Raw genomic sequence first — 23,905 nt, 5'->3', positions numbered from 1 at the left:
GTGATTTTTTATGTTTAAAGTGGGGGAATGCTAATTAACGAAAGTAATTGTGTGCTTATTTCCATAAGTCTGGCGAAGTGTAATATACTAAAGGACATGTACTTTTGCAAAAGTTGAAGTTGACCTACATCCATTGATATAATTTGGTTATTAGGATGTACTGCTCAGTATAGAAAGTCATTTATGGAAAGCAAATGGACGAATGCATCTCTATGAGAAGAAAGAAGGAGTGTTTACTTGCTAAAGCTATTTCGATTCTTAAAGCCTTATACGTTCACAATCATCTGCATTTTTGTATTGATTCTGTTGCAAGCTTTATCTGATCTATATTTACCTACATTAATGTCAGATATCGTTAACAGAGGAATTATTAATGGCGAAACAAGCTATATTTGGAGTATGGGCGGAGTGATGTTGCTCATTTCTATTGGGGGCACGATCGTAGCTATATTTGCTAGTTTTTATGCATCTAAAGTTTCATCGATGTTCGGAAAAATTGTACGGAAAAAAGTATTTACTAAAGTTGAAGGGTTTTCATTACAAGAATTTGATCAAGTAGGAACAGCATCACTTATTACTCGTACGACAAACGATATTAATCAAGTTCAGCAAGTATTGCTGATGATGTTAAGAATGATGGTTATGGCTCCAATGATGTGTATTGGTGGTCTAATTATGGCATTCTCCAAAGATAGTCATCTTTCCTTAGTACTACTAGTATCTATTCCAGTGTTAGTCGCTGCGATTCTGCTAATCATTCGTAAAGGTATGCCATACTTCAAAATTATGCAGAAGAAACTGGATCGTATCAATCTGGTACTTCGTGAAAGCTTAACGGGAATTCGTGTAATCCGTGCATTTAACCGTACTGGTTACGAGCAAAAACGATTTACAGATTCGAATGCTGATCTCATGAATACAGCGGTAAAAGTCAATCAAATTATGGCATTTATGATGCCGCTCATGATGCTTATTATGAACTTATCTACGATTGGCATAGTATGGTTCGGTAGTCAACGTATTGATATGGGAGAAATGTTTATTGGTGATCTTATGGCCTTCATCCAATATGCAATGCAAATTATGTTCTCACTTGTCATGATGTCAATGATGATAGTTATGTTGCCACGTGCACAAGTTTCAGCGACTCGTATTAATGAAGTTTTAGATATTGAGCCAACAATTACAGAGCGCAATAATCGCTCTGTGAAAGATGCTCATCTATTAGGTACGGTAACCTTTAATAATGTGTCATTTACATATCCGGGAGCTGAAAAACCTGCTATTACAAACATTAATTTTGAATGTAAGCCGGGAGAAATTACGGCGATTATAGGTGGTACAGGTTCAGGTAAGTCAACGATTATTAATCTTATTGAGCGCTTCTTTGATTGTAATGAAGGTTCGATAGAATTTTCAGGCGTTAATGTGAAAGATTGGTCAGTTGAACAATTACGGGGCAATATTTCACTCGTACCGCAAAAGACGACGATTTTTAGTGGGACAATTTCTGAAAATATTCGTCAAGGAAAACAAGATGCTTCAGAAGCGGAAGTTCGAGAAGCAGCAACCATTGCTCAAGCAATTGGGTTTGTTGAGAAAATGGAGCATGGATTTGATACAATACTTGCTCAAGGTGGAACGAATATATCTGGAGGACAGAAGCAACGTCTGTCCATTGCTCGCGCACTTGTTAGACGTCCAAGTCTATATCTGTTCGACGATAGCTTCTCAGCATTAGACTATAAGACGGATTCAACTCTTAGAGCTGCCTTGAAGGATCAAGTATCTGATGCAGCGATGATCATCGTTGCGCAACGGATCAGCACTGTTATGAATGCCGATCAGATTATTGTACTTGACGAAGGAGAGCTTGTTGGCAAAGGAACTCATGCGGAGCTACTAGAGTCATCAGACGTCTATCGTGAAATTGTGCAATCCCAGTTAACAGAGGAGGAGAGCGCATGAGTAAGAGCGAAAGAGCGACGCACACAGGTAGTAGGCATGGTGGAGGTAGACCTCCGGGTGGTCCAGGTGGTGGTCCTCCAGGAATGATGATGCCTGGAGCTAAGGCAAAAGATTTCAAAGGTACACTCAAACGATTATTGCAATACTTGAAACCATATCAAGTAAGGTTATTTATTGTATTTCTAACAGCGATATTAAGTACAGTATTTTCTATAGTAAGTCCACGAGTGTTAGGTGAGGCTACTGATATTATATTGGATGGTTGGTTAGCGAAGAAAGATGGTATTGCTGGGGCAGCGATCGATTTTAAAGGGGTTGCATTTATATTAGCGATCTTAGCTCTTCTTTACGTCATTAGCGCAGTATTTGGATTTATTCAACAGTTTTTGATGGCTAAAGTAGCACAAAAAGTTGTATATCAGCTGAGAGAAGATGTGAATCACAAACTGGGCAGATTACCACTTAAGTTTTTTGATTCACGCTCTAATGGGGATATTCTTAGTCGTGTCGTCAATGATGTGGATAACGTGGCAAATACGTTACAACAGAGCTTAACGCAAATGATCACGTCCGTTGTAACGATTATTGGTATCATTATTATGATGCTAACGATTAGTCCGTTGTTGACGCTTATTCTCATTCTTACGTTACCATTAAGTTTTATTGTAATAGCGGTTGTTGCGAAGAAATCACAGCGACATTTCAAAAATCAACAAAATCAATTAGGCGAATTGAATGGTCATGTCGAAGAAATGTACACAGGCCATACGATTGTGAAAGCGTTTGGTCGGGAGAAAGAATCGATTCAACGATTTGAAGAGATGAACGATAAGTTATATCAATCTAGCTGGCGTGCACAATTTATGTCTGGTATTATGATGCCTTTGATGGGCTTTATCGGTAACATAGGCTATGTACTTATCTGCGTCGTTGGTGGGATTCAAGTGACGAATGGCGTCATTTCGGTAGGTAATATTCAAGCCTTTATTCAATATGCAAGACAATTTACAATGCCAATTACACAGACTGCAAATATTGCTAACATTATTCAATCGACAATCGCTTCGGCAGAGCGCGTATTTGAATTATTAGATGAGGTAGAAGAAGAAAAAGATCTGAATCCTAACGTAAAAATAGCTAATCCACAAGGTAATGTATCATTCCAACATGTGAAGTTTGGTTACAAGGATGATGCTGTACTTATGGAAGATTTGAACCTTGATGTGAAAAGTGGTCAGACAATTGCTATTGTTGGTCCAACAGGTGCAGGTAAAACAACACTGGTTAATCTATTGATGCGTTTCTACAATATTCAAGCCGGAGCAATTACGATTGATGGTAAATCAATTGATCAATTTGAACGTTCTTATGTGCGTTCATTATTCGGTATGGTGCTACAAGATACATGGCTATTCAATGGTACAATTCGAGATAACATCGCTTATGGTCGAGACGGCGCTTCAGAAGAAGAAATTATTGCAGCAGCGAAGGCGGCTCACGCGGATCACTTTATTCGTACACTTCCAGAAGGCTACAATACGATTCTGAATGAAGAGGCATCGAATATTTCTTCAGGTCAGAAGCAGTTACTTACGATAGCGCGTGCTATTCTCGCAGATCCATCGATGCTTATTCTTGATGAAGCAACAAGTAGTGTCGATACTCGTACAGAACTTCATATTCAGCAAGCGATGAATAACTTGATGGAAGGTAGAACTAGTTTCGTTATTGCCCATCGCCTATCGACGATTAAAGATGCGGATCTTATACTAGTTATGAATCAAGGTTCGGTAATTGAGCAAGGTTCTCATGATCAGTTGCTTGCAAGTGGTGGATTCTACTCAGAATTGTATGCGAGTCAGTTTGCGAATGGAGCGTCGGGCGAAGTAGAACTCGACTAGTTTGTTCACTTGTGATCACGATGATTATGCTACCGTAGTGTATTCGACGGCGAAGATGCCATTCATCGTTTGCTCCAGTGCTCGTGTACCAACTACGTACACTCCGCGCTTCGCTTCTCTAGCTTCATGGCATCTTCTTGGTACTGACAAGTGAACACTGCTCCGAAGTAGTGCAGTGTTGCTGACAAGCGATGTCGCTTGTACCGCTGTGAGATGCTTCGGAGTTATAAGTGGAAAAAATTTAGTGATCATGCAGCTTTGCTACATGTTACAACCAAAAGTTCGCTTCGTGTTGATAACCGAATAAAACAATTTAATGATATACTGGATGAACTTACAGTACAGATTGGAGCATTAGAACATATGTATGAGATTGAAATGGATCTGGTTGCAGATTGGATCAGCGTTGTGAAGGAAGTATTTCGTGGTGGAGGTATTGTCCTTGAGGATGGTCTGACTTCAGAAGATATTGCGCAAATTTATTTCTTGCAGAGCTTACCTGATGAAGAGGCTATTTCATTAGCTCAACAAACGTTACAGAAACTGCAAGATATGGAGCAAGTGATCCAAACACATTTGGAATCAACGATTGTACCTGATATTCGTCAGCGAACTGGATATGAAGGGAATCAATTTCATTTCAGTTGGGTCTTCGATCAAGGGGAACATATTGTTGAAACCCATTCAGAATATCGTATTCCATTAGCTTAGTCACAGCAATAATTTTGAGTGAACTGCCTAATAGCACGCTCATTACAAATGCCCTTGGCAGTAGGAATTCAATTCCTACCACCAAGGGCATTTTGTCTGCATATATTTTCGATGTCGACTATGCTACGAAGCTAGTCATCGTGATCACGAGTGGACGTTATGAACTACCTCTATAGTAAGTGTTACTGGGCAATGATCACTGCCGATAACATGATCTTCAATCGTTGCTTCGATAATATGATCTCTTAACTGAGAAGAAACGAGGAAATAGTCGATTCTCCATCCAATATTACGTTCACGAACTTTCGGCATAAAGGACCACCATGAAAATTTATCTTCGACGAAGGGATGAAGATGACGGAAACTATCGGTGAAGCCGGCTTGAAGTAAATTACTCATACAAGCACGTTCTTCAAAAGTGAATCCTGAATTTCCTATATTAGACTTCGCATTTTTTACATCATGATCAAGATGTGCAACATTCAAATCGCCACATATGATAACCGCTTTATTAGCTGCTAGCTTAGTAACGTAATCTTTGAAACGTTGTTCCCACTCTAATCGATATGGCAACCTAGCAAGATCGCGCTTAGCGTTAGGTGTATAGACGGTCAGTATATAATAAGTATCATACTCAAGCGTAATAATTCTACCTTCATCTTCGCAATTGTCTTCTAGTCCATACCAGACAGACAGAGGTTGATGCTTCGTGAAAATTGCTGTACCTGAGTATCCTTTTTTAATTGCATAATTCCAATACTGATAGTACGACTCACCGAGGTCGATTTCGATCTGACCTTCTTGCAACTTAATCTCTTGCAAACAGAAAAAATCTGCTTGTTGTTCGTGAAAAATATCTAAAAATCCTTTTGTAACACAGGACCGTAAACCATTTACATTCCAAGAAACACATTTCAGTTTCATCTTGCTGCTCCTCAAAATCTTTAGTAATACATATTATTACCTGTATCCATAGCAAACATAAATACTCCAATAACAAAAATGAATATAATACCATATAGGAGTGTACCGAGAATGCTAGTAACAAGCCCTCCTATTGCTAAGCCTCTACCATCTTCATTCTTACGAGGAATTTCTTTTAACGCCATAGCACTCAATATAATTCCGGCAATACCGATGAAAAATCCTACATATGGAACACTAATAGAAGCGATACCAAGAATTAAGGCGATAATTGATTTCGTATTCGTTTTACTACCACGATATATTATAGGTTGTTGTTGGTAAGGGTTATTCTGGTAATTTGGATAGTTACCATTTTGAGCTTGCCCATAATATTGGTCTTGCCCATTGTATGGTTGCTGATTATTATAGTTAGGTGGTTGTTGATAATTTTGTTGTTGTGGTTGCTGATATTGTTGTTGGTACTGAGGCTGTGTTTGTTGGAAATTCTGTTGGCCAGGCTGTTGGTATTGATTGTTATAAGGCACTTGTTGATTTTGTCCGTTATTCACATATGTTGAATATTGTCCATTGGATTGATCATAAGTGTTGTAGCCATCAGTATTATTACCAGTAGCATTAGCTTGGTTAGTATCGATATTCTGTTGGTTATTTTGTTGGTCTGGTTGTTGGCTCTGAGAATCTGTTAGATCGTTATTACTTGGTGAATTTCCGAAAGGAAAATCTTTTGGATTCGACTGATCACTCATTGTTTGCCTCCTTAAATTTGTTCGCAAATTTCTAACTTCTATCATAGCAAATATTCACGATGTCAACAATCAATTCGTATAGATTAATCGTCAAGCTTTCATCGGTCGCTCAGTTGCGATAAGATAATACTATTGTGACAAATTAAAAGTGACAATAGTTGAAAGAAAAAGTAATGAATTAAGCTACATTTGTAGTCAAGGAGTGGACATAATGAAGAAGTTTGTACAATGGTATGCCAAATACCCAGGAATATTATTATCAATTTTATTGTTAATAAAAATAGTAATATTTCGACAAGTAGCCATTCATGATCTATCGCTGTGGGGTGTAGTATCCGACCTAGCGGCTATGATATGTCTTATCGCATTACCTGCGATATTTATACGTGGTAAAGCAAAAATGGTTATACAATATATAATCGCTGGCATTTTATCACTAATATGGTTTGCTACATCAATATACTATAGCTATTATGGAAGTATTCCAACCTATTTAACATTGACTCATATGAATCAAGTTGGTCAAATTAGTGAGAGTGTAACTTCAGCTATTGAACCATATATGATTTTATATTTTGCTGATTTTATTTTATTACCGTTGATGACGATGATCTGGGGTAGCAAATTACAGGTTAGAACTCATTATTGGTCGGCAAGAACTAAAAAACAACGTCCAAAATTAAGAGCATTGATTATTTTTGCGTTAAGTTTAATCGTGTGTGGAACGATTGTTTTCACATCGAGAGATATTGAAAACGAACATGCACTTGCTAATCGATTAGGTGTAATTACTTATCAATTCGTTGTTTTAGGGCAAGGGAAGACTAATTCAGGCGGTGGAATGACTGAAGAAGAACGTGCTCAATCACTAGCACAGATTCAGGAATGGTTTGCTGATCGAAATGTATCGGATAATTCAATGTATCATGGTGTTGCTGAAGGTCGTAATCTAATTGTAGTGCAATTAGAATCTTTTCAAAATTTTGTTATCGGATTGAAGGTTGGAGATCAAGAGGTTACTCCTAACTTGAATGCATTAATTCAGGATAGCTTTTATTTTCCGCGAATGTATCAGCAGATTGGTGAAGGAAATACTTCAGATGCAGAATTTATACTGAATACAGGTGTATATCCACTTGGAGCTCCCAATATGAGTAGCTTTGTAGGTGGAAAGAACGTACCAAGCTTACCACGAACATTAGCTACTAAAGGATATGATTCCTATACTTTTCACGTGAATGATGTATCCTTCTGGAATCGTGATGAAATGTATCCGGCACTAGGTTTTAATGAGTACTTTGATTCAAAAAGCTTTGTAAATGATCATTTCAATAGCTTTGGTGCTTCAGATAAAGAATTCTATAAAGTCACCTTGGAACATTTTGAACAATTCAAGAAAAAGGAACAACCTTTTTATGCTCAACTTATTACGACATCAAGTCATCACCCGTTTGTTGTACCCAAGGAGGATCAGCATCTAGTTTTACCGAGTTCCTATGCGGATACACAGCTAGGCAATTATTTGCAGGCTATTCGTTATACAGATGAGCAACTAGGGATTTTCATTCAGCAATTAAAAGATGCAGGGATTTGGGAACAGTCGATGATAGCTATATATGGTGATCACTCTGGCTTACAGACCAAAGAAAATGATCCAGCATGGGTCAGTGAGCAATTAGGAATTCCTTATCATGACACAATAAGTCGGTTGAATATTCCATTTATCCTATCAATACCTGGTGTAGAGGGAGAAATAATTGACACGATAGCTGGACAAGTAGACATGCTTCCAACGATTTATAATGTTCTAGGTATTGATACTGATGATCATACTCAGGCGCTATTCGGAACAGATTTATTGAATACAGAAACGAATATTGTTGGCCTAAGATATTATATGCCAGCAGGTACGTTCTTCAATGATAATATTTTGTTTGTTCCAGGACTTGGTTTTAATGATGGAGTAGCTACTGATTTGAAAACATTAGAGAATGTTGATATTGGAAGTGATTTACGGTCGGACTATGATTATATAATGGAACTAATGCAAATGTCAGATCTCTACTCAAGGCAGTTACCTATGAAATAGCTATTACAATAGGATTTGAAGGGGAGAATGGTATGGAGAATGTAACGGAGTTAATGATTAAACAATGGGTTGAGCAACAACAAGCATATTATGAGAGTGGAGAAACTCGCAACGTTCAATTTCGAATTCAACAATTGAAGAAATTGAAGCAGGCGATTGTGCAACATGAGAATAGTATATTAGAAGCGTTGCATCTTGACTTGCGAAAAAGCAGAACAGAGGGTTATGCTTCGGAACTTGGTTTAGTGCTGTATAGCATCTCTCATATGATCAAAAATCTGCATCGCTTTGCAAAACCTAAGAAAGTTAGGACTCCGTTACCGCTGTTCGGAACTTCAAGTTATATTGTATCGGAGCCATATGGCTCCGTACTCATTATCGGTCCGTTCAACTATCCTGCTTCTCTGATACTAGAGCCATTAGTTGCCGCAATTTCTTCTGGAAATTGTGCAATCGTCAAACCTTCGGAATACACGCCTAATGTTACTGCAGCTCTTAAAAATCTTATAACAGAAACATTTGATCCGCAGTATGTGAGACTAGTAGAAGGTGCTCAGCAAGAGACTAGTTGGCTTATTCATGCGCCATTTGACTATATGTTCTTCACAGGTAGTACAAAAGTTGGTAAGATTGTAATGAAAGCTGCTGCTGAAAGATTAATACCTGTAACGTTAGAACTTGGTGGTAAAAGTCCAGTTATCGTTGATCAAACTGCCAAAATTGAAATTGCAGCACAGCGAGTCGTGTGGGGGAAATTATTGAACAACGGTCAGACATGCATTGCACCGGATTACATACTTGTTCATCAATCGATCTATAAGTCTTTTATGAAATCAGTTATCAAAGCCATTCATCAATTCTATACCGATAATCCTATGGAAAGTGAAGATTATGGTCGAATTGTGAGTGATATGCATTTCTTAAGATTGAAAGCAATGCTTGATAATATAGATAAGCATTACATATATGGTGGAAGGTATGATGAGCAGCAACGTTATATTTCACCAACTTTTCTAGATGGAGGTACTTGTAAGCAACCGGTCACGCTTAAAGCTATGCAAGAAGAGGTATTTGGACCGATCTGTACAGTTATCCAATATGATAGTTTAAGTGAAGCAATAGCATTTATTAAGCAATACGACAAGCCCCTTGCTCTATATGTATTTACAGAGGATGCTGCAGTTGAAAAACGAATTGTTGATTCAGTATCATTTGGTGGTGGCTGTATTAATGATACATTGAGTCATTATATTAATAATGAACTACCATTTGGCGGAGTTGGACCATCGGGTATTGGTGCTTATCATGGAAAACATAGCTTTGAACAATTTTCTCATCGCAAAAGTATTTTGAAGCGAACGACTCTATTAGAACCTGGTATTTTGTTCCCTCCGTACAAGGATAAATTGAAGCTACTAAAAAAAGTGTTAAAATAACCGAAGATAATGGAAATAATGCAACCTTTTTCCTAACTCGTACGTTATGTTAATGTAATTATTACAACTGAGGAGTGTAACGAAGAAATGAGAAAATGGCTTAAGGGTGGAATTGCTCTATGTTTGACCGCAGCTATGTTAACAGGATGTAGCTTAGGATTTGGAAAAAATGGTTCTGATAATGAAAATCAAGCACGTACATTGAAGGTTATGTATTATGACGAGAGCAGTTTCTTCCAAGAATATGGCATGCTGTATAGCGCACTTTATCCGAATATTGAAATTCAAGTTGTAGAAACTAATCAGATCCAGAATACATTTATGGAAGAAAACGATAACGACTATGACAAAGCGCTAGCTGCATTTATAGAAAAAGAGCAGCCTGATATCCTTATGCTTGAGCCAACACAATTAGAGAAACTAGGCGTTGAAGGAAAACTATATGATATCGAAAGCTATGTAACAGATAGCAAATATGATGTAGATGGACTTGTTCCTGGTGTTATTGATGCTATGAAAGGATATGGCGGCGGTAACTTGTATGCGATCCCAACAAACTTCTCAACACAAGCACTTTACTATAATAAAGATCTATTCGATGAATATAACGTACCTTATCCAACTGATCAAATGACGTGGACGGAAGTTATTAATCTTGCGAATATGTTCCCTACTGATGGAGACCCACTAGAACGTATATTTGGTCTGAAAATGGGCTGGAATAAACAGTTGAGTACTACGGTTGATATACTGGCGAATACAGAAGGCTTGAAAGCTTTTGATGAAAATACATTACAAATGACGATCGACACACCAGCTTGGGCAAGTATTGTCGAGCAAGCACAATCCATAATGAAATCAGATGTATTATTCTATGATGATATGCTTTATGGTGGCGGTGGAGATGGAGTGGTTTATTTTGAGCAAAACGGAGATTACTATAGTCAAAATCCGTTCTTCTCAGGTAGACTTGCGATGAGCCTAGATGGTAACTATTTTGTGAATCAAATTGAAGATGCAAAAAATTACGCTCAAAATCCAGAAGATATTATTGAAAACTGGGATATGGTTACTGCACCGGTAGGATCACAAAATCCAGATTCTTCTTACTACACTAGCTATTATAATTTATTTGCTATTAATGCAGCTTCAACAAATGTCGAAGAGGCATGGAAATTCATCTCTTATATTACTGGTGATGAATATGCACGCGTAAAAACTAAAGTATCATATGGTAACTTACCGCTACGTACTAAATATATGGAATTAGATACAGAACGTAATTATGCTGCGTTCTATAAGTTAAAACCGATGAACCAAACGATTGATTATACAAAAATTCCTGAAAGATACCAATATGAGTACTATAATGTTTCTTCTGAAACATTCAATAAAGTAACAAACGGTGACATTACTGTTGCAGAAGCGCTAGCAGAATTGCAATTGCGTGGTAATGAATTACTAGCAACAGAGAAGATGACGAAAGAAGAGCAAGAGAAGTATTGGGAAGAGCAAAATCAAATGTACATGGAAAACTCTGGATCTGTACCAATGATTCGCTAAGCATCCGAGCAAACAGTAACTTCTGAGAAAATAACGACAGATGTTATTGATTAGCAATCATTAAATGATTATAGAAAGCTAGCAGATGATATTATCTGCTAGCTTTTTTGTGATGTGAGCAATATATAAAACAAAGGAAATATTGGAAAATATGAAACTTTTTACATTAATGTACGTAATATATTAATGTAAGTATTATTATAGAGGGGTGTAAAAAAGAAATGAGAAAATGGCTTAAAGGTGGAATTGCTCTATGTTTGACCGTAGCTATGTTGACGGGATGTAGCTTAGGATTTGGAAAAGATGGTTCAGATAATAAAAATGAATCACGCACATTAAAGGTTATGTATCATGACGAAAATAGTTTCTTCCAAGAGTATGGAATGTTGTATAGCGCACTTTATCCTAATGTTGAAATTGAAGTGGTGAGCTCGAGAGAGATATATAATACATTGATGGAAGAGAATGATAACGATTATAACAAAGCACTAGCTGCCTTTATAGAGAAAGAACAGCCTGATGTTCTTATGGTTGATCCGTCGCAATTAGAGACATTAGGAGCTGAAGGTAAACTATATGATATTGAAAGCTATGTAACAGATAGCAAATATAATGTAGAAGGACTTGTTCCTGGTGTTATAGATGCTATGAAAGAATATGGTGGAGGTAATTTATACGCTATACCTACTAACTTCTATACCCAAGCGCTTTTTTATAACAAAGATCTATTTGATGAATTTAACGTGCCGTATCCAACAGATCAAATGACATGGCCGGAAGTCATTAATCTTGCAGGTATGTTTCCTGCGGATGGTGAACCACTGGAACGTATATTTGGTCTGAAAATGAGCTGGAGTAAAGAGTTGAGTGATATGGTTAATACACTTTCAAGCACAGAAGGCTTAAAAGTTTTTGATGAAAATACATTACAAATGACAATTGATACTCCAGCTTGGGCGAGTATTGTAGAGCAAGCTCAATCCGTATTGAAATCAGATGTATTATTCTTTGAAGATATGCTATATGGTAATAACGGAGACGGAGTAGTTTACTTTGAGCAAAACGGAGATTATTATAGCAGAGACCCGTTTTTCTCTGGTAGACTCGCGATGAGATTAGATGGAAACTATGTTGTAAATGAAATTGAAAACGCAAAAAAATATTCTCAAAATCCAGAAGATATTATTGAAAATTGGGATCTTGTTACTGCACCAGTAGGGTCGCAAAATCCTGATGCATCATACTCTACGAGCTACTATAATTTATTTGGTATTAATGCAGCTTCAACAAATGTGGAAGAGGCATGGAAGTTCATATCCTATATTACTGGTGATGAATATGCACGTGTAAAATCAAAAAGTTCATATGGTAACTTACCGCTACGGACTAAATATATGGAATTAGGTTCGGAACGAAATTATGCTGCCTTCTATAAGCTAAAACCGATGAGCCAAAATGTTGATTACACAAAGATTCCTGAAAGATTCCAATATGAGTACTACAATATTGCCAATCAAACATTCAATAAAGTAACTAGTGATGAAATTAATATTTCAGAAGCATTGGCAGAGTTGCAATTACGAGGTAATGAATTACTAGCAACAGAGAAGATGACTCCAGAAGAGCAAGAAAATTATTGGAAAGAGCAGAATCCAAACTATATGGAAAGCTCCAGTGGAGAGATAATGCTTCCGTTTGAAGAGGAATCGGTAACTACTGAGGATGTAACGGCAGAAGAAGTTGTTGAATAGAAAGAAATAGATTAACTAAGTGAACTAGCAGATATATTTTCTGCTAGTTCTTTTGGTGATTTGAGCGATACATAATTGATCACATTACTAGGGAATCAATGATACTAATGATGAAATTTCTAAATGTCGGAAATTATGGTAATAATGCAACCTTTTTCTGTATTGGAACGTTATGTTAATGTAAGTATTCCAATTAAGGGGTGTAACCAAGAGATGAGAAAATGGATTAGAGGTGGAATTGCTCTATGTTTGACCGCAGCTATGTTAACGGGATGTAGCTTTGGATTTGGAAAAAATGGATCTGACAATGAAAATCAAGCACGTACATTAAAGGTTATGTATTACGATGAGAATAGTTTCTTCCAAGAATATGGCATGCTTTATAGCGCACTTTATCCTAATGTCGAAATTCAAGTTGTAAATACAAACAATATCTATAATACACTTATGGAAGAAAACGATAATGATTATGACAAAGCGCTAGCAGCATTTATAGAAAAAGAGCAGCCTGATATTCTTATGGTCGAGCCATCACAGTTAGAGAAACTAGGCGCTGAAGGAAAACTATATGATATCGAAAGCTATGTAACAGATGGCAAATATGATGTAGATGGACTTGTTCCTGGTGTTATTGATGCTATGAAAGGATATGGCGGTGGTAATTTGTATGCTATCCCAACGAATTTCTCTACTCAAGCACTTTACTATAACAAAGATTTATTTGATGAATATAGTGTACCTTATCCAACAGATCAAATGACGTGGACGGAAGTTATAAAACTTGCGAATATGTTCCCTAAAGATGGAGATCCACTAGATCGTGTATTTGGATTGAAAATGGGCTGGGGAAAAGATTTGAATGAAATGATTAATTTGCTTGCGAATACAGAAGGCTTAAAAGTTTTTGATGAAAATACATTGCAGATGACAATAGATACTCCAGCTTGGGCAGCTATTGTTGAGCAAGCGCAATCCGTGTTGAAATCAGATGTATTATTCTATGATGATATGCTTTGGGGTGGCGGAGAAGACGGCACAGTGTACTTTAAGCAAGACGAGGGTAGTTATGGCATGGATCCTTTCATGTCTGGTAGACTCGCGATGAGAGTAGATGGTAACTATTTTGTGAATCAAATTGAAGACGCAAAAAATTACTCTCAAAATCCAGAAGATATTATTGACAATTGGGATCTTGTTACTGCTCCTGTGGGATCACAAAATCCAGATTCTTCATTCTATACGAACTACTATAATCTGTTTGCTATTAATGCTACATCAACAAATGTCGAAGAAGCATGGAAATTTATCTCATATATTACTGGTGACGAGTATGCACGTGTAAAATCTAAAATTTCATATGGTAATCTACCACTTAGAACTAAATATTTGGAACTAGATACAGAACGCAATTATGCTGCATTCTATAAGTTAAAGCCAATGAATGTAAATGTAGATTATACAAAAGTCCCTGAAAGATACCAATACGAGTATTACAATATTGCGTATGAAACATTCAATAAATTAAATACTGGTGACATTACTGTTGCAGAAGCGTTAGCAGAATTGCAATTACGAGGTAATGAATTACTAGCAACAGGTAAGATGACTCCAGAAGAGCAGGAAAAATATTGGAATGAGAAGAATCAAATGTATACGGAAGATAGTTCATTCAATGAAGAACTCATTCGTAAAGCAGCCGGAGAATCGACTAGTTCTGAAGATGTAGCGACTGAAGATGCGCCGACAGAGGAAGTAGTAGAATAGTTAATAATAGGTAATGAGAAAAAGCTGGCAGAGTATGGATCTGCTAGCTTTTTTCATAATTAGTACGTTACATGATATTGGAGTGAAAATAATGATAGAGCAGGTGTGTTAGTGTTAAGGAAAATAGTTAAAATATTGCCGCAAAACTTTCTTGTATACATGTATAAATACATGCCATTTGCAAAGTTTAAAAATTGGGTAGTCTATAGAGCTCAACATAAATTTCTTGTTGCTGTACTAGGTGTAATTACGAATGAAAAAGGACAAGTGTTACTATTAAATCATGTATATCGTAATAAGCCTTGGGGAATTCCAGGAGGCTGGATGGAATTAGAAAGTCCAGAATTGGGCTTGGCGAGAGAAATATATGAAGAGACAAAACTTAAGGTGAATATTACAAGCTTAGCAAAAGCTGTATATGGTAAAAGTCCAAATCGAATAGAGCTTGTGTTCAAAGGAACGATCAGCGAAGGAGAGTTTGAGCCCAGTGCTGAAATATCAGATATTATGTATTGTAATGTCGATGAATGGCCAGAGGGCTTACCAAATAATCAAAAAATATTAATTAAAGAAATACTCAGTTGACTAACACAGGAATACATTAAGAAGTAAGTGATCATAATTACAATACATGGTATGATATTTGAAAAGCGTTGCTTAATAAAAAAGCTAGTAACCTACATTGATCAGCTACTAGCACGAAGGTTAAGTTGTTTGTAAGTAGTCCATAAAGATTTGTAATCTTACCGGAATTGAAGCGGGAACTTGATCATGCCCATAGTAGCGATATACAGCGATATCTTTTTTACATTGCAAATGATTATATGCTGCGAAAACTGTAGATGGAGGAGTAATATCATCTATAAGACCAATAGTCATCCAAGTGTAACAAGTAATTCTTGGAGCAAGATTCATCATATCAAAATAACTTAATGTCAACTTGGCATTCTCTTCTAAGTCTGGTCTATCACTATATCGACGGAAATATTCATTGAGCTCATAGTAAGGACCAGTAGGTGTCGCATCAATCGCGCGTTCAAAATGTGAAAGATAAGGATGATCAGCTACTGCTACAATCGGGACAGTTGAAAGTGCAGCGGCTGCTAATGTAATAGCTCCTCCTTGACTACCACCTGTAACAGCAATATGACTAGCATCTACTTCTGGCATGGCAGCAAGAATATCAATGGTACGAACAGCATCCATATAAACAGCTCGGTAATAATACTCATATTTATTTTGAATACCTTTTGTCATCCAACCAGCTACATGACCATTACTAGAAATGACATTGTCTATGGAACCTGCATATTGACCCCGACAGAACATACGCATAACTGCGTAACCTTTCAATGCAAGATTAACAACATCATGTTTATCACGATCATTTACCCAGTTGTATCCATGAAATTCTACTATTCCTGGTAGTGGTTTATCAGTGATAGGCATAGCAAGCACGGCTTCAATCTGTGAATTATTGAACCCTTTGAAAAATACTTGATATACTTTCATATTTTTCACAGGATATGAAATTTCATGACGCTCATATGTAAGAGGCACTGTATGAAGCTCTTGAAGCGTCTCTTCCCAGAAGCTATCAAAGTCTTCTGCTGCAGTTGCGGCTGGTTTATACTGCTGTAGCTGTTCTAAAGGCATATCATATGGTTGAGGCATTATACAAAAACTTCCCTTCTTGAATTTAATTGTTTTCATAGCGAAATTGTGGAATGTCTATTCTATCATTTTAATATATAAGTTTGAAAACGAAAATAATGTATTAATTACCTGTTGTTTCAAAATGTGAAATGAAGTAAAATTCTATTGTATTGTAAATATTTGGTTCATTTAGGGGAGTCAATAAGACTTAAGTCTAGTATATGCTATTACTTAAGATGGTTACAGTAATTCCCACTTCAAGTTAGACTATTAAAGTGAGCTTATATGTTAGGGAGGTAACTATGGCGAAAGAGAGAGAATTATACATTGTTCTTACGAATACTGGCACTGTTCTAGCCAATGTTATTTCATATTGTACAAAAGAGCATCTTAGCCACGTTTCAATTGCGTTTGATAGCGATCTAAGAGAGGTATATAGTTTTGGACGAAAGTACCAACGAAATCCTTTCATTGGTGGATTTATTCGAGAAGATGTTACAGGTCCAGTATTTTTACGATCACAATGTGCGATATATCGTATGAAGGTTTCACAACAATCGTATGATACAATTCGCACTCAAATAGATCACTTTATTCATTACGCTAATCATTACCATTATAATTTTCTCGGAATGATTGCCGTATATTTTAATATTCCATGGGATCGTCGTAATCATTATTTTTGCTCTCAATTTGTGTCTACAATATTAATTAACGCTGATCTAGAATTATTCAATAAAGAAACAACACTCGTTACACCGGGAGACTTTCTCGATGCACAATTAGAACTCATCTATCGCGGTAGATTAAGAAGTTATCTAGGTGGACTAAAACATGGTATGGGTGATAGCTATCAACCAGCATATAAGCTAGTTCAAAAGTTATGAAAATAACGTTGAACTAGCTTTTTTTATGTACATTTGAGGCAAGATACGCTAACATCTTATTGTAAGTAAGTCTGTAGAATATTACGCTTGATTGGACAAGCTATTAGATATTGTTCATGAAGAGATTTAGGAGGTTATAAGATGAAAAGTCAATGGATGTTGCTATTAGCGTTTGTATTTGCACTAGTGATTGCTGTATTTGCCGTCATAAATGTAGAGCCTGTTCAAGTTAATTTCTTTTTTGGTCAAACTTCTACCCCGCTGATTCTTGTTATTCTATTCTCTACACTTTTCGGTGGTTTGACTGTAGGTGCATTAGGACTAGTGCGTGTATATGTTCTACAACGTAAAGTAAAACAGTACGAAAAGCAATTGTCAGGCTTTAACGTTGATGATCAAACTGATCGTGAAGAGGTTATTGTGGAAGATATGAAAGAAACGAGTACAGAGCAGGAAGAGACAAGTAAATAGTTATTTTTATTTATACATATACTGAAGTAGAAAGTGAGTCTTCTTCAATAATTGAAGGATGCCCTTTCATTTGAGTATCAATCTGTAGTAAAATATAGTTAATGTAACATACTAGTGCAAGTTCAATTTGAACAACCATATAAAGGTAGGTGGACATATATGTCTATTGAAAACTCACAACAACCAGAAGAACAAGTAGAAGCTAAGCAACTTTCACAAGCAGAACGTGCTAAGCAACTTCTTGCTGCTCGTAAGCAACAACAAGGTGGACCTGGCAAACAAGATTTGTCGACTGGTACTAAAAAATTAACTAGTCAAAATACAAAAAAAGTGAATAATCAACGTAAAAAAATGGGCGTGTAATTACACGAATCATTTGCAGTTTATTGGTTAATAATCGTTGATTACTAGGTACCTAGAGAGTCATGAATTGCTACATTATTGTAGTCATTCATGACTTTTTTTGCTGATAGCAATATAACTCATTCAACTGCCGTAGTATTGAATGAAAAATTACAATATTCTTACCGTTCACGAAATTCTTGAGGGGTTACCCCAAAGCGATCCTTAAACAATTTAATGAAATAGCTTGTTTTCATATAGCCGATTGCTGCAGCTATCTCATAAATTTTATCTGACGTGGAACGGAGAAGGTGGGCAGCCGTTTCCATCTTTAATCCAGACAAATACTCGCTAATCCCCTCGCCAGTTTCTAATTTATACACTTTGGAAAGATAAGATGGGTTGAGATGTACGTGATCTGCAATTGTTTGTAGAGATGCTTCGGCCAAATGTTGAGAAGCATATTCTTGTACTTTTTGTATAATGCCTGTTCGTGAATCTTGTACACGGTCAAGCATAATAAGTTTATAGGTTGAATATACTTCATCAGTCCAAGATCTTAATTGTGTAATAGTATGAAAATGTGGGCCATTCATCAATTGATTGAATTCTGTCCCAAGGCAGTCAACTAACCGCAATTTGTTTTTATGAATGGAATAACTAAGTGAGCTTACAATAGAATAATACGTTTCTAAAATATACTCATGTGAGTCTCCTCGTTCTTGCTCTAACTCCTCGTAAATTAATGTTAACTTTTGATCTACTGCATCCCATTGCCCTGTTTCTAACAAATGATTAAGAAGAGGCGGGGAATATAAGTGAGTCAATGAGTGAGCATTCTCATTTTCATATTGTTCCTCTTCATTCAATGTGAGCAAAAAATCTCGCTCACTCCCGATGCGTTGGCGAAAACTTCTAATTAAATCTTCATACTGAGTTGATAAATGTAAAGGGAATATTCCAATCTTACTTAGCACTAGAGATATAGTCCCCTTCAGATATAATTTTACATAATGTTGAAGCTGAGCGGCCTTCTGTTCGATAGCTAAAGGATTCATCAACTGTAAGATTTTCGAGTTGGATAACCCCTCTCGAGGTAGTATAAGAAATACATAATAGCCGTAGCTATCTTTGACATACCAAAGTCGATAATCTTCATGAAAAATTTCTTCTGCAATATTACAAACTGCATATTCAAGCAATGAGATGTCACTGTTACTTTGATCGTAAAAGTAATCTTCCATACGCATTAGCATCATGTAGCAAGTGGACCCATATTGAATCGGTAACTCCATCATTTTAATACGCTTTTCAAGTTGCTCCTTACTTATATGCTCACCATTAAGCAATGCGTTCAATAGATGGGATCGTAAGATAGGTAGATTTATCTGAATAGAGGCTAGTGCTTTTTTATGAGAACTAATCTCGTTCCAACGATTCTCTAACTCTTTAATTGCTCCTTGAACAGCTTCAAGTAGCTCCTCGTCTTCGACTGGCTTTAATAAGTAGTCACTAGCTTGATTTTGGAGAGCGCGTTTTGCATATTCAAAATCATTGTAACCAGAAAGTAAAATACATTTTATATGGTCCCATGATGCTCTAATAGACTCTATTAAATCAAGGCCAGATATACCGGGCATACGAATATCAGTAATGACGATATCAATTGGAGTCATTCTCAATATATCTAGAGCCTCAGATGCTGAATGAGCCTGATAAACAGATGATATATTGATACTGCTCCAGTCTAGATTTGTTGCAAGATCTTCAACCAAATCTGGCTGATCATCTACTATTAATAATTGATACATGTCAAGCAACTCCTTCGACACTTCATGATGGTTAATAATTTTTATTATTAGGACTAGACCATGATAGACGGACAATTAAGCCGCCTCCTGGTCTGATCGAGAAATTAATAGAAGCCTCGGGTCCAAATTGGAAAATCATACGTTGTCTAATATTCCATAATGCGCATCCACTATTGTCATCTGGTGTGTCAATCAATTTATGTTCTAGCATCTCTAATTGCTCTTCGGTCATACCTACCCCATTATCCTCTACAATAATGGAATGAAAGTTCCCAACTGTTTCAGCCGAAATAGTAATAATTCCATCACCATCATATTGCTCTATCCCATGCAGTACAGCATTCTCTGCAATTGGCTGAAGTAACAGACGAGGAATTTCAAGATCAAGCATCGATTCCGGAATATCTATATGGTAAGACATATGTTGAATATGGAATTGTTGAATTTCGAGATAACTTCTGAGTAACTGCACTTCTTCAGTAAGTGTTGCTGTTAGCTTCTCAACTCTCGTTGTATATCGATAATATTTAGAGAGATGCATCGATATGGTCATAACCGATTCCGTCTTATTCAGTCTTGCTAGACTTCGTATTAATGCAAAACAATTGTATAGAAAATGAGGGTTGATCTGCGATTGTAACTGCTTTACATTCGCTTCTCTTAAACGTAACTCCTCCATATATACTTTCTCAATTAATCGCTCAGTTTCTGCAGTCATATCATTAAACCTCTCAAATAAATATGAAAACTCATTTTTCGGATTAACTTTTATTCGAGTAGAATAGTCACCTTCTTGAAGTTTTCTAACATTTCTAATTAATAAAGCAATGGGGCGCTGAACATTACGATACAATAAGTAACCTGCAAGTAGGCTCATAACAAGCAATAAGACGACAGAAACATAAAATAAAATTTGAGTTTTAACAATCGGCTGCAACATATTATCGATCGGTACATAGTCAACGAGATACCAACCTAAAGTGTCAATAGGTGAAAACAATACTAAGTAGTCTTTATTAGAAATATTAATGATTTGATTATTGGATGTAGGAACGAGTTTTTCGGACTGAATAAGCTCACTAATTGTCGTAATCATTGCCTTATCTGAATTTTTATTTTGAATAGAATTGCCATCCATATTATATAGGAAAGGGTCACCTTTTCCTGTCTCTTTGAATGTGTCCAAATCTTTAATAATATGTTCTTCAGGGAAAGAAATCTCAATAATAATACCAGCTTCTTCAAGGTTAGCAATTTTATTTTTGGGTCTTACTATATGACGAACGAAGCGTTGCTGGGAAATATTTTGTGTAATGACCTCCTGGTACTTCCATTCAGGCGCAAATAGACGCTTTACAGAATCTAAGTCATATGAAAGATATGTATTCGTAGAGACAAACTCTTGGTTGGATGGGGCGAGAATACTATACTGAGTATCCCAGCGCTGGGATACGTTGAGTAACCGTAATCGCTCCATTATACGAAGCCGCTCATTATTACGTTCGTAAACGCTATCTGATAAATGGAGCGTTTGCAATGTTTGAATATGTATATCCTCATATAATAAAAAGCCTAGAGAGGTTAATGTTGTGACACTTTTATCAAATTCATTCGCAAGAAAATTAATATCTTTTTGCTTGAGAGAGCGAACCTCATCCTTAATAACTTGAATACTAGTCTGCATTGATAATGTATAAAGCAAAATAATCGGAATCAACAACAGAGTAATAAGCGATATAATTTTTGCGAATGTGTTTTCACGTAACCGCATGCCATAACCTCACTTTCCAAAATAACAAAAATATTATAATCAGATACTATCGATTGCTATTATTTCATAATTTACTATAGTCATGCATTGGAATACTTAGTTTGATAGGTTATTATATGTCAGACTAACAAAAAATCTATTATCTACCTTACAGCTGTTAATTGTTCTGGGAGCTGTGAAAGAGTAGGCAAGATAATGGCATCAATCTAAAGATTATAGCATTTCAAATAAATCTTGCTAATATTATGATTAATTCATAACAAATGGAATTAGTCATTTTGATTTAATTTTACATATAGGGAGAGAAATAATGAACAAAATATTATCAATAGTATTGATTTTGTCATTTGTTATGCTAATTATTTCATGTTCTGGGACAAGCAATAAGGATGGGGAAAAGACAATCAATAACTCCAAATCAAAGGGAATAGAACCAGTAACTAACGGCACTGGAAATGATGAGATGTTTGTAGATGGTAAATATACAACTCCAATCACGTTAACAACAGTATGGGGTATTCAGGAGAATGGTGCTGTCTTCAAAGCAGGAGAAAGTATTGAAAATAATATACATACACAAATGATCAAGGATCAATTAGGCATTGAGATCAAGTATGATTGGGTTGTTACGAATACCAATGACGCTTACAAAACAAAACTACGTCTTATGCTTTCTTCTGAGGAGAAAATGCCAGATGTTATTTCTTATCGTGGAGATTTGGAAACGGTTAATATGTTAATCGACTCTGGACAATTTATGCCAGTTGGTGAATTAGTTGAAAAGTATGCGAATAACATCTACAAAGAAGGTCTTGCTCTTGATCCTGGGGTTTGGTTGCCAATTACTCGCGAAGGAGAAAAAATGGCACTTCCAATTTTGGATTATGCTTATAACGACGATCATGTAATGTGGATTCGTCAAGACTGGTTAGATAACTTGAAACTTCAAGCCCCAACAACTATAGCTGAGCTTGAAATGGTGATGGAATCTTTTGTGAACGATGATCCTGATCAAAATGGTAAAAATGATACGATTGGTTTGGCAACGGGTTTCAAAAATGGATTTAGTACTTGGATGTCTGATATTGGATTCGTATTTGGAGCATATGGCACAATGCCTAAACAATGGAATTTGAGTGATGAAGGAACATTAGTGAATGGTTCTATTGATCCAGCAGCGAAAGATGCATTAGCTACGTTGAAATCTTGGTTGGAAAAAGGTTATATTTCCGAAGATTCTACTTTATATGATGAGTTAAATGGAACTGAGTTATTTACTGATGGTGAAGCTGGAATTATGATAGGACGCAACTGGCTTCCAGAATGGCCTTTCCCAGAGCTTCTTACTAACGTGCCTGGTGCAAGCTACAAGGCATACCCAATCCCAGCAGGTACCAATGGGAAGATTGGTTCAGCTGGAGGTAACCCGCCAGTAAATGGATATCTCTTTGTTAACAAAAATGCTAAGCATCCTGAAGCAATTATTCATTACTACAACTGGTTCTTCGATAATTGGGCTAATCCACAACCAGGCAGTCAATTTGAGAACGGTTTTGCAGAAGGTTATGATTACGCGGTACTACCGGATGGAAGTATAACAGCAGATGCTGAGTCATATCCAGAGCTATTTCCTGGTTTGAAGGGCCAAACTGCTCCAGCACTTTACTACTCATTAACTTATGAGGGTGCACGTATTCCGACTCTATATGGAGACACTCATATCAAACTTGCGAATGGTGAGGCACCTGAATCACCTTACGAAAAACAAGTGTTTAATACTCGGATGAAAGAAAATATAGATGCAATGAAAATTATTGTTGATCAAAAAAATATTCGTATGAAAAATTACTATTTGGGACCGATAACTGAGACAATGCAAAGTAAAAACGAGCTTCTTAATCAGCTAGTTAACGAAACATATAGTAAAATAATATATGGACAACAGCCAATTGATGCATTCGACACAATGGTAGTAAATTGGTTGAAATCTGGTGGAGAGGAAATAACAAAAGAAGTTAACGATTGGTATAATAGTACGCAATAATACGAAATGAAAATATCTATTTTGTTAGAAAGAGCGACTTACTTCTAGATAGTCTATATCTATTGAA

The 23,905-nt window shown here is 36.4% G+C and carries 19 protein-coding genes; 13 read left to right on the top strand and 6 right to left on the bottom strand.

The window, feature by feature from the left end; all coding sequences use genetic code 11:
- The first annotated feature begins 237 nt into the window (after positions 1-237).
- Positions 238-1,968 carry an ABC transporter ATP-binding protein gene (locus NV377_RS08335; RefSeq protein ID WP_258200738.1) on the top strand — a complete coding sequence of 577 codons (1,731 nt, stop codon included), beginning with the start codon at positions 238-240 and terminating at the stop codon, positions 1,966-1,968.
- On the top strand, positions 1,965-3,869 hold the full coding sequence (locus NV377_RS08330; protein ID WP_258200737.1) for an ABC transporter ATP-binding protein: 1,905 nt from the start codon (positions 1,965-1,967) through the stop codon (positions 3,867-3,869). The genes NV377_RS08335 and NV377_RS08330 overlap by 4 nt, the downstream gene beginning before the upstream one ends.
- A gap of 24 nt (positions 3,870-3,893) precedes the next feature.
- Here NV377_RS08330 and NV377_RS08325 read toward each other — a convergent pair whose 3' ends face one another.
- Positions 3,894-4,121 (bottom strand): hypothetical protein, encoded by a 228-nt coding sequence (locus NV377_RS08325; RefSeq protein ID WP_258200736.1) that lies wholly within the window; start codon positions 4,119-4,121, stop codon positions 3,894-3,896.
- A 6-nt stretch (positions 4,122-4,127) separates the two neighbouring features.
- Here NV377_RS08325 and NV377_RS08320 point away from each other — a divergent pair, with 6 nt between their 5' ends.
- Entirely contained in the window at positions 4,128-4,580 is a 453-nt protein-coding gene (locus NV377_RS08320; protein WP_258200735.1) for a hypothetical protein, read from the top strand.
- Positions 4,581-4,724: 144 nt separating this feature from the next.
- Here NV377_RS08320 and NV377_RS08315 read toward each other — a convergent pair whose 3' ends face one another.
- The gene (locus NV377_RS08315) at positions 4,725-5,498 is read right to left on the bottom strand and encodes an exodeoxyribonuclease III (protein ID WP_258201153.1); all 774 of its coding nucleotides are present in this window, start codon (positions 5,496-5,498) and stop codon (positions 4,725-4,727) included.
- Between the two features lie 26 nt (positions 5,499-5,524).
- Positions 5,525-6,253, bottom strand: coding sequence for a DUF4190 domain-containing protein (locus NV377_RS08310; RefSeq protein ID WP_258200734.1), 729 nt, complete (start codon positions 6,251-6,253; stop codon positions 5,525-5,527).
- Positions 6,254-6,464: 211 nt separating this feature from the next.
- On the opposite strand from NV377_RS08310, the gene NV377_RS08305 reads away from it, so the two are divergent.
- From NV377_RS08305 to NV377_RS08280, 6 genes are all read left to right on the top strand, one after another.
- On the top strand, positions 6,465-8,342 hold the full coding sequence (locus NV377_RS08305) for an LTA synthase family protein (RefSeq protein WP_258200733.1): 1,878 nt from the start codon (positions 6,465-6,467) through the stop codon (positions 8,340-8,342).
- Between the two features lie 32 nt (positions 8,343-8,374).
- A complete protein-coding gene (locus NV377_RS08300) occupies positions 8,375-9,778 on the top strand; it encodes an aldehyde dehydrogenase (protein ID WP_373425811.1) in 1,404 nt (467 codons plus the stop codon).
- Positions 9,779-9,865: 87 nt separating this feature from the next.
- Positions 9,866-11,341, top strand: coding sequence for an ABC transporter substrate-binding protein (locus NV377_RS08295; RefSeq protein WP_258200732.1), 1,476 nt, complete (start codon positions 9,866-9,868; stop codon positions 11,339-11,341).
- 221 nt (positions 11,342-11,562) lie between these two features.
- Positions 11,563-13,092, top strand: coding sequence for an ABC transporter substrate-binding protein (locus tag NV377_RS08290; RefSeq protein WP_258200731.1), 1,530 nt, complete (start codon positions 11,563-11,565; stop codon positions 13,090-13,092).
- 213 nt (positions 13,093-13,305) lie between these two features.
- Positions 13,306-14,856, top strand: a complete 1,551-nt coding sequence (locus NV377_RS08285; RefSeq protein WP_258200730.1) for an ABC transporter substrate-binding protein — start codon at positions 13,306-13,308, stop codon at positions 14,854-14,856.
- A gap of 111 nt (positions 14,857-14,967) precedes the next feature.
- Positions 14,968-15,441, top strand: a complete 474-nt coding sequence (locus NV377_RS08280; protein WP_258200729.1) for an NUDIX hydrolase — start codon at positions 14,968-14,970, stop codon at positions 15,439-15,441.
- Between the two features lie 120 nt (positions 15,442-15,561).
- Here NV377_RS08280 and NV377_RS08275 read toward each other — a convergent pair whose 3' ends face one another.
- On the bottom strand, positions 15,562-16,530 hold the full coding sequence (locus tag NV377_RS08275) for an acetylxylan esterase (RefSeq protein ID WP_258200728.1): 969 nt from the start codon (positions 16,528-16,530) through the stop codon (positions 15,562-15,564).
- Positions 16,531-16,814: 284 nt separating this feature from the next.
- Between NV377_RS08275 and NV377_RS08270 the strand changes: the two genes are divergently transcribed.
- From NV377_RS08270 to NV377_RS08260, 3 genes are all read left to right on the top strand, one after another.
- Positions 16,815-17,399 carry a hypothetical protein gene (locus NV377_RS08270; RefSeq protein ID WP_258200727.1) on the top strand — a complete coding sequence of 195 codons (585 nt, stop codon included), beginning with the start codon at positions 16,815-16,817 and terminating at the stop codon, positions 17,397-17,399.
- Positions 17,400-17,540: 141 nt separating this feature from the next.
- Complete coding sequence (locus tag NV377_RS08265; RefSeq protein WP_258200726.1) at positions 17,541-17,870, top strand: LapA family protein; 330 nt, start codon at positions 17,541-17,543, stop codon at positions 17,868-17,870.
- A 159-nt stretch (positions 17,871-18,029) separates the two neighbouring features.
- Positions 18,030-18,233, top strand: a complete 204-nt coding sequence (locus tag NV377_RS08260) for a hypothetical protein (RefSeq protein ID WP_258200725.1) — start codon at positions 18,030-18,032, stop codon at positions 18,231-18,233.
- A 161-nt stretch (positions 18,234-18,394) separates the two neighbouring features.
- Here the strand turns inward: NV377_RS08260 and NV377_RS08255 are convergent, their stop codons facing one another.
- Together NV377_RS08255 and NV377_RS08250 are read right to left on the bottom strand one after the other, a co-directional pair.
- Positions 18,395-20,023 carry a response regulator gene (locus NV377_RS08255; RefSeq protein ID WP_258200724.1) on the bottom strand — a complete coding sequence of 543 codons (1,629 nt, stop codon included), beginning with the start codon at positions 20,021-20,023 and terminating at the stop codon, positions 18,395-18,397.
- A gap of 31 nt (positions 20,024-20,054) precedes the next feature.
- Positions 20,055-21,794, bottom strand: a complete 1,740-nt coding sequence (locus NV377_RS08250) for a sensor histidine kinase (protein WP_258200723.1) — start codon at positions 21,792-21,794, stop codon at positions 20,055-20,057.
- 310 nt (positions 21,795-22,104) lie between these two features.
- Here NV377_RS08250 and NV377_RS08245 point away from each other — a divergent pair, with 310 nt between their 5' ends.
- The gene (locus NV377_RS08245) at positions 22,105-23,838 is read left to right on the top strand and encodes an extracellular solute-binding protein (RefSeq protein ID WP_258200722.1); all 1,734 of its coding nucleotides are present in this window, start codon (positions 22,105-22,107) and stop codon (positions 23,836-23,838) included.
- Positions 23,839-23,905 lie beyond the last annotated feature (67 nt).

The sequence above is a fragment of the Paenibacillus endoradicis genome (assembly GCF_024721975.1).
The sequence above is the reverse complement of the archived record's forward strand: the minus strand, read 5'-3'. Positions and strand labels throughout refer to the sequence as shown.